Raw genomic sequence first — 17001 nt, forward strand, 5'->3', positions numbered from 1 at the left:
GAGTGGGTATGAAAAAGTCAGATTGTTCTCAGAATAAAGCGCCACATAGTATTAGCCGCCGCCAGTTCATGGGTATTGCGGCGGCTGTTGGCGTCAGTGCGATGCTGCCATCTCCAAGCTTTGCCAAAACAGGTTCAGACAATATCTTCATTTGGGTATCACTGCGTGGCGCGATGGATGGTTTAAATGTTGTAGTGCCGCATGCCGATCCGGATTACTCTAATTTGAGACCCAACATCGGATTAAAACCTGAACAGCTAGTGAAGTTGGATGATTTCTTTGGGCTTCATCCATCTCTAAAGCAGTGCCATCAATGGTATGAGAGTAACGAACTCAGCTTTGTACACGCTTGTTCAACCGCTTATCGTGAGCGTTCACATTTTGATGGACAGAAGATATTAGAGAATGGTACTTCCGACCCGTTTAACACCGTAGGGTGGATTAACCGTTTACTCACGTTGAGCTCAGAAAAATACGATGGAATTGCGATTGATTCGGGCTTACCACTCATCATGCAGGGCGAATCGACCGTGGCAAGTTGGTACCCAAACCGCTTAAAAACACGCGATAAACAAACGGAATTGCTGGAAGAGTTGTTTCAAAGTGACCAAATGCTGTCTTCAAACTTTGAAAGTGTCATGAAGATAGATCAACTGGTGGGCGATCAAGGTGTCGGCAAACAGTTTAAATCATTGATGGGTAAAACAGGCGACATATTGTCGGCTGATAACGGACCAAACATCGCAGCGTTAGAACTCGGTGGGTGGGACACTCACGCCAATCAAGGCAACGTAAATGGACGGTTGAGTAATCAGCTTAAAACTTTGGATGTTGGGTTAGCGGCTCTCAAAGCTTCACTAGGTGATCGTTGGCAGAAGACAGTGATCATCGCGGCCAGTGAATTTGGTCGAACAGCAAAAGAAAACGGCACCAAAGGCACCGACCACGGCACTGGCAACGTCATGTTTGTTGCGGGTGGTGCGCTGCCATCATTGAAAGGAGTGGGGGGTAAGGTTATTGCCAATTGGCCGGGCTTGAGCCAAAGCCAGCTATATGAGGGCCGAGACCTTAATCCAACGACTGATATGCGCTCGGTTATCAAGGGCGTGCTCTACCAACATTTATCGGTAGAAGTGAAACAACTCAACATTATCTTCCCTGATAGTGCCGATATTAGACCGATGAATCTTGTTTAGAGATTTACCAAGACCCTGTTAGATGCGATTCAGTCGTTTGAATCGCATTCTATTTCTGACTCGCTTGTTTACGATTTAATTGCCAACAGTGCTCCGAACGTCACTAAGCCAAATCCACACGCTTGATTAAGCCTTTTCTTTGCTCTCAATAGATGCTTTTGCAATGTACTCGAAGTAAACAGCATAGCGACAATCCCAAACCACAAGCCGTGAAGAAAAATCATATAAAGCCCATAGCCGAGTGCGACATGCTGGTTTTCTGCATCAGGTGAGATGACTTGGCTGAAGATGCTCAAAAAGAACAACATGGTTTTTGGGTTGAGCACGTTACATAAAAAGCCTTGGGCTAAATAGCGCCAAACACTGGTGCTTTGCTTTGTATCTTCGATAGGTGCAAGCTTGTTGTCTGCACTCAAGATACCTTTTAGTCCTAGATAAATAAGGTAGGCTGCACCTGCGTATCTAATCATGTCAAACAGCTGCTCATTCTGTGAGATTAAGTAACTGATCCCAAGCATTGAATAACTGATGTGAACACAAATCGCTAAACTCACACCGATTGCAGTCCAAATCCCTGCTTGTCTTCCTTGATTGACACTGTTTTTCAAAACTAAAACGAAATCAGCGCCTGGACTAATAACAATCAATAGTCCCAATACTGCTAGGCTTAACCACTCCATAATGACTCCAACTCTTTATATTTGATGAGCGAGCATTGTATGGTTTTTTATTGCTGCCTATAATCGAAATGAATTCCATCTATCTGTGAGAAAAAATCACACATGAGACATTTGAAAGCATTTCATATTTTCCACGTAGCAGCGCATTCGAGCAGTTACAGTGATGCGGCGGATAAACTCAATATCACACATGGCGCAGTGAGTAAGCAGATCAAGGTATTGGAAAATCACTTATCTCACGCCTTGTTCTATAAACAGGGCAGGAATGTGTGTCTCACCAAAGAGGGGGAATTACTCAAAGGTTACACAGAGCAAGCGTTCCAAGCCTTGGAAACTGGAGTCCATAAGCTTAATCAGCTGAATCATCAAGCGTTGGAGGTTTCATGCGAACCCACATTGACCATGCGCTGGTTAATGCCTCGACTCGGTGATTTCTATAACGAATCCGGAATTGATGTTCGATTGTCTACCGCAGGTGGGCCTGTGACATTAGGCGCAACTGGATTAGATATGGCCATTCGCCGAGACGACTTCAACGTAACCGAGCATTACAAACAGATACCGTTAGTTGAAGAGTGGGTTGGCCCTGTGTTCTCGCCTGATTACTGGCAACAGGTCAAAGACAAGCTAGCCGATGTAAAATTACTGCACAGCAGCACGCGACCAAACGCTTGGAGCCACTGGGCATCCATCACCAAAGATAGTGAATTTGATCGCCGATTGGTGTCACAAACTATATCAAACCAGACCTTTGCACACTTCTATTTCTGCTTTCAAGCGGCTGTTGATGGGCTAGGAGCGGCTCTTGGTTCTTATCCATTGGTGGTTGATGATTTGAATAGAGGCAACTTAATCGCACCGTTCGGCTTTGTGCCTTCCGGTCATCAGTACATATTGCTCACGCAAGATAGCAACCATGAAGAGCCAGAAAGCCCGTTTGTTGTTTGGCTGAAGAATGAGTTATCGCAGTGTGTTCCAACTTTAAAGGAATGACAGTCTTCGACCTAGAAGTTTACTTGTCTTATGTCAGACTCTAGTTCGTTTTTGTGGAAATCACTCAATAGGCAAAGACAGTACACCGCCATTGAGTTCGACTTGTTTTAGCCATTCGGTTGGAATTTCACCGTCTTCTTCGTAGAAACATGCCGCTAATACAGCGCCAATCACAATTGCACGCCCGCAGCTGTCACCGCCACATAAGATATTGTCTCGAATACCTTGTTTATAGCTCTGGGCCCCCGCAATGATGCGAATCAGCAAGGGAAATGCGGCACTCAGTTCACAATGCAGTCCAAACTTCTTCGCGGCATCTGTTATTGAAAGCGCAGGTTCAGCCAGTGCTTCATCGATTTGATCGTGTATAAACTTGCTGCAGGTTTGTCGTACCATTTCTACCGATTGCAGTGGAGAGTTGCCTTGAATTGCCGCTTGAACCAATAAGGTGATGGCTTGTGCCCATTCCACGGCTTTGTCGTTGTTGTTGGTCACTCGTACCGCACTCTCTACCATTGCTGGTAAGGTGTGAGAAGTATAAGTACATGCGATTAATGGAATGATCTTTGAGACTGTGGGGAGCTGCGTATCGTCTGCGCCACAGGCAGTAATCGGGGCGTCCTCTAGTTCTAATTGATGGATGTTCAGCAAGCTCATGCGCGTCGCTTTATCAATGTAGCCTTGCCAACTGCCACCAAAATCAAACCAGAAGCGGAAATGTTGAATATAGTTCGCTTCATCGTATTTTTGGTTGTCGACTAAGCTGTCGACCATCGCCAATAACTGAGCACCATATTGCGATTGCTCGCCTGCGGTTTTACCTTGGTGCGCAAAGTAGCCTTTATCTTGATAATCGAACCGATTCGGTGAGCGAAATTCAGGCTCAAAACCAGCCACGTTTAAGATCCTCTCTTGGTCATACAGCCAGTGCAGCCCCATTGAAGCGGCGTCTCCAACCAATGCGCCAACAACGGCGTAAAAAGCTCTTTCTTTATGATTGTCCATGTTGAGTGATGTCCTTGAGAAGAATCAACGTAGTTCGATACTTTAAGTATAGTGATTAGGCGAGTATTTTGCTGTGTTTCTAAGAAGAAATATGAAGGGATAAATCCTGATTGGTCAATAGTTTAAACCAATCAGGTGAAATTGATAAGGGCGATGAATAGTCTGGTGAATTCGTATTTTTGATTGGTGGTGTTATTGATGGTTGAGATAGGCACTAGAGCGCTGCTCAATCACTTTGAACAGACGTGAAAGCGCAAAGCACAAAGCAAAATATACGAAGCCAACAATGAGCCAGATCTCAAAGATCAAACCTGAAGAGTTTGCCATCTCAGTACCAACAAACGTCATCTCTTGGATAGAAATCAGAGACACAATCGACGTGTCTTTAACCAAGGAGATTGCTTGGCCAGCCAAAGGTGGTGTGATAGCCGTTAATACCTGTGGACCGACAACAAATCGATACTTAGACAACGCAGACAAGCCGAGCGAATCGGCCGCTTCCCATTGGCCTTTAGGAATACCTTCTAAGCCAGCTCTAATCACTTCAGCAATATAAGCAGAAGAGAGCAAGCCAATACAGATAACACCAGACGCCAAGTTTTCCCAAAGGTTAGCTGGGCCGAACAGGAAATCTTGAACAGCATTAATCTCGCCGTTGTGTTCACGCAAGATACTTTCTAAACCAAGTAATGGAATCAGTTGGTTAGAAACGAAGAAATAGAATATGAAGACAAACACCAGCGGCGGAATATTACGGACCAACTGAATGAAAATCAGTGCCGGTGTTTTGAAGAAAGCAATTTTAGAGTGCCTTGCAACGCCAAGTAATGTGCCAAAAGAGAGTGCTAACACCATGCTCCAAGCACTCAAGCGCAGTGTCGCGACCAAGCCTTGGAAAAAGTAAGGAATACTGCCTTGAGAAGGCGGAATAAAAATTAGTGTAAACGCATCTTCCCAGCGCCATTGGTAGTTAATACCAACAGCAGAGCGATAATAAAGCCAGCCTGCAAACACACAAATAACAGCGAGTAACACGCCATCCAAAAGGTTAAGGCGTTGATACCAAGGCTTCATATGAACGTTGGGCTTAGGTGTTGTCAATGCGCTAGTACTACTCACGTCATTCCTGTTTAAACAATAATAATTAGTAGGCTGTTTTGTTGAGTTTTAGATCATCAATAAAGCGAATCAAGTTGCCGATGAGAAGGCAGTGCAGACAACGCACTGCCTAGATTTACTAGCAAAAGTTCTGATTACTGACCTTGAGCAATCTGGTCTTGCCAATCTAGAGTAGAGAACCAGTACTCGTAACGCTCTTTCAACCAACCGTCTTCAGTACGTGCTTTGATCCATTCGTTGAAGAATTCTGCCTTGTCAGTTTCACCTAGGCGAACTGCAAATGCTTCGTTACCTTTTGATAGACGCTCTTCAAATGGAATAAATAGCGTGTCTGCGTTTTTGATCGTTTCGTGTTCTGGTTTCGGGCTAGACGCGATAACCGCGTGTGCGTTGCCGTTCAATACTTCTTGGAATGCTTGAGCATCGTCATCGAACTGTAGAACTTTCGCCTTAGGGAAGGTTTCACGAGCGACTTGAACCGTGAATGCTCCACGACGTGCTGCAATTTTTACACGGCGAGAATCAAAATCAGATATTTGAGTAAAACCTTCCGCTAGCTCTTTATTAGCAGCCAGTTGAACGCCAGAGTGCGAGTAAGGTTCAGTGAATAATACGCTTTTGGCACGAGCTTCAGTGATAGACATACCGCCGATGATCACATCAAATTTCTTCGACAATAGAGAAGGGATAATACCGTCCCATGCCGTAGGTACAAATTCGACTTTCCAACCAGAATCTTCGGCAAGGCGTTTCGCCACGTCGATTTCAAAGCCAACGAGATCGCCTTGTTTGTTACGCATCGCCCAAGGAACAAATGTCGACATACCAACGCGCAGTGAGCCACGTTCGTTGATTTTATCGAGGTTAGGCGTTTCAGAAGCAAGTGCAGGCAAAATTACGGCAAGCGCAAGTAGGGCTGTAATCGCGGTTTTAAATAGCTTCATGCTGATAAATCCTTATTGTGTTCGCCAGTTAGCCCCGAGCTTATGCTCAAGCCAAGCAGCAACGGCAGAAAGTGAAAGTGTAAGAGCAAGATAAATGATCGCCACAGAGAACCAAATCTCGAATGGCATCGCGGTTTCAGAAACGATGTTTCTGGCTTCAGTCGTCAGGTCAAAAATAGCCATGACACTCACAATTGAAGAGTTTTTAATAAGAGAGATCACTTCATTAGTCAAAGGTGGCAAGGTGCGTTGCACCACCTGAGGAAGAATCACATCCCAGTAAGTATAGGTCTTTGATAAACCCAAAGATTGAGCTGCTTCAAATTGTCCTCTCGCAATACCATTTAAACCAGCACGGAAGATTTCGGCGGTGTAAGCACCTTGGAAAAGTGCCAAGGCCAAAACGGCAGTGCTAAAACGATCCAGCCCTAACACGGGGCCAAACACAAAATAGAGCAAATAAATTTGTACTAATAACGGCGTGTTACGAATCAACTCAACATAGCTGGTGGCCAAGGTGCGTCCAACCACAGAATTTGAGTTTCTCAATAGCGCCGTCGTTAAGCCGATGATCAGTGTCGCGACCAAAGAAATCAGAGAGATATTGATGGTAACCAGTAGCCCTTCAACTAACTCTGCAGGCCACCATTCGCCATCTTCATAGAAAGCAATATAGTCCGGCACGCGCTCCCATTGCCAGCTGTATCCCATGGTTTGTGCGCCAGAATCGAGAATCCAGACAACAGCGGCCACTAGTACAACAATTTGTATTAGAGCGGAAAGGGCTGGTTTAATAATTCGAATCAACATCAATAAGTCAGGATCTGATTTAGGAACGCTTGAGTACGTTCATGTTGAGGGTTTTCAAAGAGCGCTTGTGGGGTATTCGATTCCACAATTTGTCCTTCATCCATGAAGATAACGCGGTCGGCCACTTGTTTTGCAAAGCCCATTTCGTGGGTGACACACACCATGGTGATGCCTTCGCTCGCCAGTTCAACCATCACATCGAGTACTTCGTTGATCATCTCCGGATCAAGCGCTGAAGTGGGTTCATCGAACAAGAGTAATTCCGGCTTCATACACAGAGAACGGGCGATAGCCACACGTTGTTGCTGACCGCCAGAAAGTTGCACTGGGTATTTGTTGGCTTGTTCTGCAATGTGCACACGCTCGAGATAGTGCATTGCTATCTTTTCGGCTTCTTGTTTGCTTTTTTTAAGCGTACGAATTGGAGAAAGAGTAAGGTTCTCAAGCACGGTAAGATGGGGGAATAAATGAAAGTGCTGAAACACCATTCCGACTTGGCCCGGTGTGTTGAACTTACTCGGGAGCACTTGTTCTAGCACGGAAAGTTCGCCACTTTCGAAAGGTTCTAGCTGATTGATGCAACGGATCAAGGTTGATTTACCCGAACCAGACGGCCCGCAAATCACCACTATCTCTCCTTGTTCAATATTTAAATCGATACCCTTTAGGGCATGAAAATCACCATACCACTTGTTAAGTGACTTAAACTTAACCATTTCCTTGAGATTGTTCAAATCGTTGTTCATACCTAGTAAAGAGACAGGTTTACCTTAACAATATAGAAATATGATTGCACATAAAATTAGGGACTTATGAGAATTTAATAGCATCTTGTAGGGCAAATTAAAAAGCAGCGCTCAAAATGAACGCTGCTTCTGTTGTACGAAAGAAAAAAGTAATGGGTTCAGTCAGATGTGAAAATTCATCGTTGTATGACCACTATCTTTACTTTCTCTCTATTTTCCCGATTCTTAGTGAATCGCAGACTCTAGAATCTCACGTGTTTTCTCTGGCGTGATTGCTTGATTCTCACCAAGTTGTAGGTAGCCGTGTGATTCAAGTTGAGCGACAACATTGTCAATCGCCGTTGCTTTGTTTGTTTCGTAGCCGTCAAACATGGTTGCTACGTCTAGGCTGTGGTAGAACGCTTCGATTGCAGCGATTGTGCGTTCTGCTAAATCAGCACCCGCTTCTAGGCCAAATACGTTACGACCCATTTGCTCTAGCTTGCCACGTTTTGCTTCGATTTGGTTACGAAGTAGTGAAGGTTGAACAATCGCAAGCGAACGTGCGTGGTCTACGTGCCATAGTGCTGTGAATTCGTGGCCAATCATGTGAGTTGCCCAATCTTGAGGAACACCCGTACCAATTAGGCCGTTAAGCGCTTGGTTTGCTGTCCACATTAGGTTTGCACGCCATGCGTCGTTGTCACGCTCGTCGTATTGCTTACCCAGTACAAGTAGGTTTTTCAGCAGTGTTTCCGCGTAACCGTCTTGAACCATCGCGTCTGTTGGCATCGTGATGTATTGCTCACACACGTGTACCCACGCATCAACTAAACCGTTGATCAATTGGCGCTCAGGTAGAGACTTCATTACATCTGGGTCCATAACCGCAAACTTAGGCTGTACTGCAGGGTTAAGGAAAGCAAGCTTCTCTTGAGTCGCTTTACGCGTGATTACCGCACCCATGTTAGATTCAGAACCTGTCGCAGGAAGTGTCAGTACCGCACCGATTGGCGTCGCTTCAGTTACTTGGTGTTTGCCCGTTAGGATGTCCCAACCGTCGCCGTCATATTTAGCCGCTGCAGCAACGTACTTAGAGCCGTCGATTACTGAACCACCGCCAACAGCGATAATGAATTCTACGTTTTCTTCTTTAACAAGAGCGACTGCTTTGTCTAGCGTCTCTTTGGTAGGGTTTGCTTCAACGCCAGAGAACTCGATCCAAGAGTGATCTTTCAAAGATTCTACAACTTGGTCGTAAACACCGTTGCTCTTGATTGAACCGCCACCATAGATGACCAGTACTTTCTTCGAAGTATCAACCGCTTGGCTGATAGCGTTGATTTGGCCTTGGCCGAAATGGATAACAGTAGGGTTAACGTAAGTAAATTGCATCAGAGATTCCTTGTGTAAAGCGAAATTTGTTATTTTGGTTTATTGCTCAATTTCTATATTTGCATATTAGTACAGTAATCTAGGTCAATGAAGAGCTGTTCCTCCAAATAAATTGCCTATTTCTACAAACTTGATATTCTTCCTCTGCTTTAGCTTACTTACTCTTAGCACTTGGAATGGAAAGTCGCCACTTATGAAAACACTCGCTCAGTTGTTACAGTCATATGTAGAACACAAAGGTTGGGATGATCTCGAAGGGATCAGAGAAACTGAAATTAGCGGCGTGTGGTTGTATAGAAGCAGTGGAGGGAATCAGCGTCAGCCATTTACTTACCAGTCTGGCATTATCATGCTCGGACAGGGTAAAAAGAACATCTACATTGGCGAAAGGCCAGTGACTTACGCTGCAGGTGATTATCTTGTGGTGGGTGTGCCAATGCCGTTAGAGTGCGAAGCCTTGCCTGTTAATGGTGAACCATTGCTTGGCTTGTCGATTAGCATTGATTCTCAACGCTTGCATAGCTTAGTCAAAAAGCTCGAAGATCAAGGCTTCTTAGAGAGCTACTGCAACAAGCACAAACAGAACTCGAGTGGCTTAGAATCGACGCCAATGGAAGAGCAAATGCTAGAGAGCTTTACCCGATTGGTGAAAACGCTGCATTGCGACATTGAGGCCAACATATTGGGCGATGCCATGGTAACGGAGATTGTCTACCGCGCATTAACCGGTTCAGAAGGGCGTGTGCTGTTTGATTTAGCTCATCATGATGGCCATTACGCACGTGTTGCCAAAGCGCTGTCTAAAGTGCATGAAGAGTACGACCAAACCATCACCGTTCAATCGCTTGCTGACGAAGCCAACATGAGCGTGTCTGCCTTCCACAATGCATTCCGTAATGTCACCTTTGAATCACCTCTTCAATACTTGAAAAAGGTTAGACTTAATAAAGCCAAAGAGCTGATTCAACTAGAAGGCCTTCGTATTAGTGATGCTGCACGTCGAGTCGGTTACTCCAGCCCATCTCAATTTAGCCGCGAATTTAAGCGCCACTTCAATACTACTCCAAGAGCGGTTTAGTTCTTCTTTCAACGAAACTATGTGTTGAGAGCTATAATGCCAAAAGCTATGGTGACGATTGCTCATATTTGTTGAATTATATGAGTAAATGTATCTAATCATAGGCATTGTCAGATTGTAGGTATTTGATTCTCGAATATATTATTAACGTACTTATATAAAATAAGCTCTCGAAAATAATTAATTAAATAGCCTAAGAGTTTATGCACAGGTATAGGGGAGAAACTCACTAACTTAGCTATTAACGAAGTTTTAGTGTGAACAACCTATCAAATATTATCTAAAATTCTGGAATTACTCACCGTACTATCAGAGAGAGTATTCAGGATTATTGAATAGACTTAAAATTAAAGATAATTTAGCAGTTGATAAAGCCTAGTGGGACGGATAATTAGTCGTTCGATGACTAATTATTCTGTAACTTGCTGATTTGTAGTCAACTGAGAGTCTGATTGATATCACGTTTACCTTAAAATAATTCACTTAATATGGCGCTACTTTAATCATTCTTTCCAATACGATTGTTAAATATAAATACGTATGACTATATTATTAAAAGGATAATTCCGATGAGTAGCGATATCATTAAAATTTCAAGAAATACTGAAAACGCACCAATTAATTCTGTATCTACACAAACGGTCGCTTTTTCTCATTATAATAACTTTTCAGCTCAATTACCTGTTGACCCTAAAACAGGTGAAGTAGTGATTGGTGATATTAAAGACCAAGCAGCACAATGCTTAAATAATATTAAGGCCATTGTTGAAAGCATCGACCATGTTATGGATGATGTTGTGAAGATTAATGTTTTCGTTAAGAATATTTCTGATATCGATGCTATTGATGAAGTTTACAAAAGCTTCTTCCAAAACAGCCTCCCTACACGCACAGTCGTGGGCGTAGCTGCGCTACCGAACAGTGACGCTTTAGTTCAAATGGATGCGCTTATTTCAAACGGCGAAGGCACTAAACCACAAGCACCTTGCGCGCTAGTTAAGGTATCAAGAAATACAGATAACGCGCCTCAAAGTACTGTATCGACGCAGACTGCGGCTTTTTCTCACTACAACAACCTTTCGGCTCAATTGCCTATCGATGTAAATACATGTGAGTTGGTTGATGGTGGTATCGAAGCGCAAACAGCACAATGTCTATCAAACATCAAAGCTATTCTAGAAAGTATCGGTCATGTCATGAATGATGTGGTTAAAACGACTATCTACCTAAAAAATATCGCAGATGCGGAAGTGGTAAATGAAGTATGTGCTAAATTCTTCCCAAGCTACGTTCCTGCTCGTACTGTTGTTAACGCAGCTGAATTACCAATGGGTGCTTTAATTCAAATTGATACATCCATTTCACATGGCGACGGTACACCGCCACAACTGCCAGAAGACACTCGCTTACTGGTTATCGAAGCTAATAATACGGTTGATGCGCCATTTATGGCTTATTCGCACACAGTCGCTTTCTCTCACTACAATCATATTTCAGGTCAACTGCCTGTAGATCCGAAAACCAATGAAGTGGTTGCTGGTGGTATAAAAGAGCAAACTGAACAATGTCTTAAGAATATTAAGGCGATCATTGAAAGTGTTGAGCACAGCATGGACGATACGGTGAAAATTAATATTCAGCTTAAAGATGTTTCAGATATTGATGCGGTGAACGACATCTACACTACGTTCTTTAATGCTGAGTTACCGGCAAGAACGGTAGTAGGGGTTTCAGAGATTCCTATGAACGCTTTAATTCAAATTGATGCTGTCGTTTCTAACTGTGAAGGGACACCTCCACAAGACGTTGTTGCATAAATCAATTGAACCCTTCTCGATAATATCGATCAGATCTCGGTTTAGCTTCCAAATAGGGAGCAAACTCAACAGGCCGAGATCTGATCCGTTCACTTCATTACTCAAGTCCATCGAAGCGACACACCTAAGCTTATCCCGTAAACATGGTATTTATAAGGTTGAAGTGTTTTAATATGAAAAACAGACGCTTAACGTAATAAAGAAAACCAGTTTATGCAATTTCGAGCCATTTTACTGCTATGCCTTACCCTAATAGGGTGTTCGTCCAATCAAGAGTTGGTACCCGACCCAACAACCATCACGCTATTTTATGGTGATACATCCATCGCCGCAGGTATTTTAGAGGATAAAACATTCAATTCAGTCCTTGCCGATAGGGTTGAAAGCGTTACGTTTTCTGGCTCAATATCAAAGAAAGACTCTGGCTATTTTGTCGATATGTTAGTGATTCGAGAAACAAAAGAGCCACGTTCAACACGACAGCTTAACACCTCGCTTCTAATGAAACCGGGGGAGTTAGTAGATGTTGGCGGCGTGAATAACGATGTGTTCAGGGTAATCCTTGAGTAACAAAAATAAAGTGTTCAATTAATCTGATTTTTTGCTTTACCTCAACCTAACTTGAAGTCTTAAGCTTCTCTTACTGATTAAGAAGGAGCTTATTATGCAAAATAACTACGTAAAAGAACTCGCCGTTAAAACTTACCAAGAAGACCTTCAAAAAGAGTACGTTAGATCTAAAGCTCAGCCATTCCACGCCCCAAGTTTTATCGGTGGGGTGCTGTTGTCAGTTGTGCTGGTGGGACTGTTTTAATTTATGCAGAATTTCTGATCCATTGCCAACTCTCAACATATCTATTTGCTGCACTTTAATGGCTACGGCACAATCTCTTAGGTTGAATTGTGACGCTAATGTCGAGAGGAAGTGAAGTATGGCAAGTCCAAGAGTATTAAAGTCACAGATTACTGATATTACCTGTGGCGAGAATGTCACTATCATCGAGCCAAGTAACGTTTATGGCTGTGAGCTTAAAGATGATGTGTTCGTTGGCCCCTTTGTTGAGATTCAAAAGAACACCGTGATAGGTGCGAGAAGCAAGATTCAATCTCACACCTTTATCTGTGAGTATGTGACCATTGGAAGTGACTGCTTTGTTGGTCACGGAGTCATGTTTGCCAACGACTTATTCAAAGAGGGCAAGCCAGATCCTAATCCTGAAAGTTGGGGGCGTACCTTGATAGCTGACAACGTCACGATCGGTTCTAACGCTACGGTTCTGTCTGTCAGCATTTGCGAAGGTGCAGTAATCGGCGCGGGCAGTGTGGTAACGAAAGACATCACCGAAAAAGGTATCTACGCAGGTAACCCAGCCAAGAAATTGAGAGGTTTACCGTAACCGTATTAATAAGCCGTGGTTCATGAATCATAAGGTGCGGCTTTTTAGGGAAACATTAGAGTATTTGTCATGGATGTATTTTTACACTTACTTCAACCGAATGACGCGAGTGCGCTTTTGGATTTTGAGGTCGAAAATCGAGAGTGGTTTGAGCAATTTATTCCAGTTAGGGGTGATAGCTTCTATTCAAATGCAGGTGTGACCGAGCAAATCACCAGCTTTCTAACTGAATACGAGAATGGTGAGATGATTCCTATGTTGATCAAAGATGCCAATGGCACTGTCTGTGGAAGAATCAACATCCGCGATATCGACCAGATCGCCCATAGTGGAGAGCTAGGGTATCGAGTAGGTCGTTCCTTTGCTTCAAAAGGCATTGCGTCTAACGCAGTAAAGCAGTTTCTACTCTATTTGGAGGAACAGACCAACCTTAAATATGTTGATGCCTATGCGTTAGTGGGCAATATCGGTTCCAACAAAATCTTATCCAATACCGGTTTTGAATTGGTCGAGTATGTTGAGAGCTACGCGGTGTTTAAAGGAGAACATCAAGATGCTAATTATTATCGTAAGGTTTTAGCTGACTAGCTGACTAGCTGACTATCAGTGCCTTATACATTAGAAGCTGGCAGCGTCCTTCTAGCCAGCTTCGAGTCTTTTTATTTAAAGGTTTAAGGTTACTTCTAGGTTTGGCCACTTCTAGATTTACGGTTACTTCTGAGGTTTGTTATGTTCGATTACGCTAATCGCGATAGCCAAAAACAGGATATCTTTCACTAGGAAGAAGTTAGTGACTAAGATGCCATCCGATACTTTCCAAGCGTTTGGCGTTGTAACCAGGAAGCTAAGTGTCACAACAAAGATAGCCGATGCAGCAATGCCTGAGTAGAAAGCTACTGTCGGCTTCTTAAATCCAACGATCAATCCAATCGCGACGATGATCTCCGCGCCACCCACCATGTTAGACACAGCTTGTACTGAGAACAGATTGTAAAGCCAGTTCATTGCAGGATGATTCGCGATTAGCGGTTCAATGAGCATCGCTTCAGTTGGCGTAAACTTATAAATTCCAATCCAAGCGAGCACTAATGCTACTCCAACCACTCCAAGGTTATATCCCACATTACTCTGTTTTAAATCATAGGTTTGAACATGCATAAAAGTACTCCATTTAATAAAATCCTTGAATATGACCGCAAGAGTTCAGATTAAATTTCGCATTGAGAATAATAATTAATATATTTATCTAGAGATTTGACACGTGGCGACTTATTGTCTCGATAGGGGCTTAAAGGCTAGTGATGTTGAGAACCAAAGCAATGGGGAAGCGATAGTGCTGTTCAAAAGGTACCGCGAGTTTTCCAATTTTTGTTTTCAATATTCGCGATTTGGATTAGATTACGCTGATGTTCACCCTAATTATAAGAAGAGTATAACCAGTGAAAATTCATAGAATTAACCCGACCAAACGTTGGTCTGATGTAACTGTTTTTAACGGTATTGCAAGCTTTGTGGAAGTGGCAGAGACGGATACAACAGCAGGAATTAAGAGTCAGGTTCAGCAAATCTTCGAACAAGCCGAAGAAATGATGAGTTTGGTAGACAGCGACAAATCTCGCGTATTGTCAGTGACTATTTATCTCACGGATTTCGCTAACTTTGATGCACTCAATGAAGTTTGGGAAGCGTGGTTCCCTGAAGGCTGCGCGCCAAGCCGTGCATGCGTGAAAGCAGAACTTGCTAATCCTGAGCTACTGGTTGAGATGTCGTTTATGGTTGCTGCGGGTGAAAAGTTTCAATAAGCCGAACTATCGGTTGAAATAAGCTATCGTAGATAGAAGTAACGAACAGATAAAACAAAGCCACTCAGGTGAATCACTTGAGTGGCTTTTTAGTGTTCTACGCTACCCGAAACTAAATCGGGTCAGGTATTAAGCGATACCTTGATCTCTTGCCATCTGCTTCGCGATCTTCGGCGCGTGCCATAGACACGGGAGCAAGATAAACGATACCGGAACCGCTGTGATTACAATGAACGACTGTAGAGCGGAGATGCCGCCTGAACCCATTGAGATAAGTGCGATCGCTACCGCACCCATGATGATACCCCAGAAAGTACGTACCGCTGCGTTTGGCTCTGTCGTACCCGTCATTACCACACTGATGGTGTAAGTCATTGAGTCACCTGTTGTCACGATGAACGTGGTCGTCAGGATCAGGAACAGAATTGCAATCAGAGTTGGGAACGGCAGTTGCGCGGTAATTGCTAGAAGAACCGCCGGAAGGTTGAAGCCTTCGAACGCACTAGAAATCACACCTGGGTTCTCTAATTCAAACGCTAGACCACTACCACCAACGATGCTGAACCAGAAACACGTTACAAGCGGTGCAACGATGCTAATAGAAACGATCATTTGGCGAATAGTACGGCCACGTGAGATACGAGCAATGAAGATCGCCATCATTGGGCCATAACCTAAGAACCAACCCCAGAAGAACACAGTCCAGCCACCTAGCCATGCTGTATCTTGGCGGTATAGCGCCATTGGGATGAAGTTATCAACCATTTCGCCCATACCTTGCAGGTAGCCATCAACGATGAAGCTCGTTGGGCCAACAAGAAGGATGTAGCCGATTAGACACACAGACAAGATGATGTTGTAACGGCTTACCAGTTGGATACCTTTGTTCACGCCGCTCAAAGCAGAAAGCGTGTACATTGCGATAGCAAAGATAATAACAACACTTTGAGTTGCAAAGCTGTCTGAAATGCCAAACAGTTCGCTCAGTGCGTAGCTGATTTGTAGGCCAAGGAAGCCGATAGGGCCGATAGTACCTGCGGCTACAGCCACGATGCTGCATGCGTCGACAACGTTACCAACCCAACTGTTAATCGCTTTGTCGCCAAGTACTGGGTAAAGCAGAGTGCGAGGCTTAAGAGGAAGGCCTTTGTCGTAATGCAAGTGCATTAACACGATGGAAGACAAACCACCTAAGATTGCCCATGCAAGGAAACCCCAGTGCATGAAAGATTGTGATAGAGCATTGAACGCCATCGCTTGAGGATCTGCGTTGCCATACAGTGGCGGAGCTGAAACAAAGTGAGCGATAGGCTCTGCGGCTGCCCAGAACACACCACCGCCGGCTAGCAGCGTACATAGGACGATAGACATCCATTTAAAGGTGGTCATTTCAGGTAGGGCAAGCGTTCCTAAGCGAACGTGGCCGGTGCGACCTAGTGCAAGCACTAAACCGATAATGAAGTTGAGAAGTAGTAGGACTTGCCAGAAAGCACCGAACCACTTAGTTGAATAACTAAAGCCGATGTTTACAAGTTCGGACAACACGGAGGTGTTGGTGAAGGCTAGGATGACAAAGAGGGTTAAAAAACTGCCACTAAGCCAAAAGACTGGGTTTCCGAGTTCCAGTTTTTCACCCAAAGATTGAGCTTTATTGAAATCGATAGAAGTAGATTCTGCGTTGATGTTTTCGTTGGCGACTTGCGTCAAGTTGGACATTATTTCTTCGCTATATTTGGCTCTTTCGAGCCTATGTATTTCTTCCACACTTGCATTGAAATGTGAGGTTCGTCAAAAAAATCCGCGATACTACCACAATTGTTAAGAAAAAGTGGGCAAATTTAGAAAAGAAATCAGTTCTACGGCGAAATCAATCCCTTTTGGTTAGTTTTAAAACGAAATTTCAGAACGAACAAATAAAGCAGATATGAATAGAGTTTTGTAATTAAGGATACGAATTAGGCGATATTTTTTAGCGTACCGAAATAAATTTAATATTAGTTGTTCGTGCAAAATAAGTGTCGACTCATTGCATGCTATAAA

18 protein-coding genes are annotated in these 17001 nt (G+C 43.7%); 9 read left to right on the forward strand and 9 right to left on the reverse strand.

Annotation, left to right across the window (positions count from 1 at the left end; all coding sequences use genetic code 11):
* Positions 1-8 precede the first annotated feature (8 nt).
* The gene (locus F0229_RS13500; RefSeq protein ID WP_171733046.1) at positions 9-1196 is read left to right on the forward strand and encodes a DUF1501 domain-containing protein; all 1188 of its coding nucleotides are present in this window, start codon (positions 9-11) and stop codon (positions 1194-1196) included.
* A 68-nt stretch (positions 1197-1264) separates the two neighbouring features.
* On the opposite strand, the gene F0229_RS13505 is transcribed toward F0229_RS13500, so the two are convergent.
* On the reverse strand, positions 1265-1876 hold the full coding sequence (locus tag F0229_RS13505; RefSeq protein WP_171733047.1) for a LysE family translocator: 612 nt from the start codon (positions 1874-1876) through the stop codon (positions 1265-1267).
* Positions 1877-1978: 102 nt separating this feature from the next.
* On the opposite strand from F0229_RS13505, the gene F0229_RS13510 reads away from it, so the two are divergent.
* Complete coding sequence (locus F0229_RS13510; RefSeq protein WP_171733048.1) at positions 1979-2869, forward strand: LysR family transcriptional regulator; 891 nt, start codon at positions 1979-1981, stop codon at positions 2867-2869.
* A 60-nt stretch (positions 2870-2929) separates the two neighbouring features.
* Here F0229_RS13510 and F0229_RS13515 read toward each other — a convergent pair whose 3' ends face one another.
* From F0229_RS13515 to F0229_RS13540, 6 genes are all read right to left on the reverse strand, one after another.
* Positions 2930-3874, reverse strand: a complete 945-nt coding sequence (locus F0229_RS13515) for an ADP-ribosylglycohydrolase family protein (protein ID WP_171733049.1) — start codon at positions 3872-3874, stop codon at positions 2930-2932.
* 192 nt (positions 3875-4066) lie between these two features.
* Positions 4067-4993 (reverse strand): ABC transporter permease subunit, encoded by a 927-nt coding sequence (locus tag F0229_RS13520; RefSeq protein ID WP_171733050.1) that lies wholly within the window; start codon positions 4991-4993, stop codon positions 4067-4069.
* Between the two features lie 134 nt (positions 4994-5127).
* A complete protein-coding gene (locus tag F0229_RS13525; protein WP_102447775.1) occupies positions 5128-5937 on the reverse strand; it encodes a transporter substrate-binding domain-containing protein in 810 nt (269 codons plus the stop codon).
* A gap of 12 nt (positions 5938-5949) precedes the next feature.
* Positions 5950-6747 (reverse strand): amino acid ABC transporter permease, encoded by a 798-nt coding sequence (locus F0229_RS13530; protein ID WP_017062664.1) that lies wholly within the window; start codon positions 6745-6747, stop codon positions 5950-5952.
* The gene (locus F0229_RS13535) at positions 6747-7493 is read right to left on the reverse strand and encodes an amino acid ABC transporter ATP-binding protein (protein WP_029224268.1); all 747 of its coding nucleotides are present in this window, start codon (positions 7491-7493) and stop codon (positions 6747-6749) included. The genes F0229_RS13530 and F0229_RS13535 overlap by 1 nt, the downstream gene beginning before the upstream one ends.
* Before the next feature lie 225 nt (positions 7494-7718).
* Positions 7719-8867, reverse strand: a complete 1149-nt coding sequence (locus F0229_RS13540) for an iron-containing alcohol dehydrogenase (RefSeq protein ID WP_048615371.1) — start codon at positions 8865-8867, stop codon at positions 7719-7721.
* Between the two features lie 193 nt (positions 8868-9060).
* Here F0229_RS13540 and F0229_RS13545 point away from each other — a divergent pair, with 193 nt between their 5' ends.
* The 6 genes from F0229_RS13545 to F0229_RS13570 all read left to right on the forward strand — a co-directional run bounded on the left by F0229_RS13545 (position 9061) and on the right by F0229_RS13570 (position 13747).
* Positions 9061-9945, forward strand: coding sequence for an AraC family transcriptional regulator (locus F0229_RS13545; RefSeq protein WP_017067592.1), 885 nt, complete (start codon positions 9061-9063; stop codon positions 9943-9945).
* Positions 9946-10514: 569 nt separating this feature from the next.
* Positions 10515-11762, forward strand: a complete 1248-nt coding sequence (locus tag F0229_RS13550; protein ID WP_171733051.1) for a RidA family protein — start codon at positions 10515-10517, stop codon at positions 11760-11762.
* 213 nt (positions 11763-11975) lie between these two features.
* Complete coding sequence (locus tag F0229_RS13555) at positions 11976-12332, forward strand: hypothetical protein (protein ID WP_171733052.1); 357 nt, start codon at positions 11976-11978, stop codon at positions 12330-12332.
* A 94-nt stretch (positions 12333-12426) separates the two neighbouring features.
* Positions 12427-12576 carry a hypothetical protein gene (locus F0229_RS13560; protein WP_017062658.1) on the forward strand — a complete coding sequence of 50 codons (150 nt, stop codon included), beginning with the start codon at positions 12427-12429 and terminating at the stop codon, positions 12574-12576.
* A gap of 118 nt (positions 12577-12694) precedes the next feature.
* Positions 12695-13159, forward strand: coding sequence for an acyltransferase (locus F0229_RS13565; protein ID WP_017062657.1), 465 nt, complete (start codon positions 12695-12697; stop codon positions 13157-13159).
* 69 nt (positions 13160-13228) lie between these two features.
* Complete coding sequence (locus tag F0229_RS13570) at positions 13229-13747, forward strand: GNAT family N-acetyltransferase (RefSeq protein ID WP_171733053.1); 519 nt, start codon at positions 13229-13231, stop codon at positions 13745-13747.
* Between the two features lie 123 nt (positions 13748-13870).
* Here the strand turns inward: F0229_RS13570 and F0229_RS13575 are convergent, their stop codons facing one another.
* Positions 13871-14317: a DUF417 family protein gene (locus F0229_RS13575; protein ID WP_017064470.1), complete on the reverse strand. Its 447-nt coding sequence runs from the start codon at positions 14315-14317 to the stop codon at positions 13871-13873.
* 281 nt (positions 14318-14598) lie between these two features.
* On the opposite strand from F0229_RS13575, the gene F0229_RS13580 reads away from it, so the two are divergent.
* Positions 14599-14961, forward strand: a complete 363-nt coding sequence (locus F0229_RS13580) for a RidA family protein (protein ID WP_017062654.1) — start codon at positions 14599-14601, stop codon at positions 14959-14961.
* Positions 14962-15090: 129 nt separating this feature from the next.
* Here F0229_RS13580 and F0229_RS13585 read toward each other — a convergent pair whose 3' ends face one another.
* Entirely contained in the window at positions 15091-16677 is a 1587-nt protein-coding gene (locus tag F0229_RS13585; RefSeq protein ID WP_017072212.1) for a BCCT family transporter, read from the reverse strand.
* Between the last annotated feature and the right edge of the window lie 324 nt (positions 16678-17001).

It is taken from the genome of Vibrio sp. AIC-3 (assembly GCF_013114515.1).
GTDB lineage: Bacteria > Pseudomonadota > Gammaproteobacteria > Enterobacterales > Vibrionaceae > Vibrio > Vibrio crassostreae_C.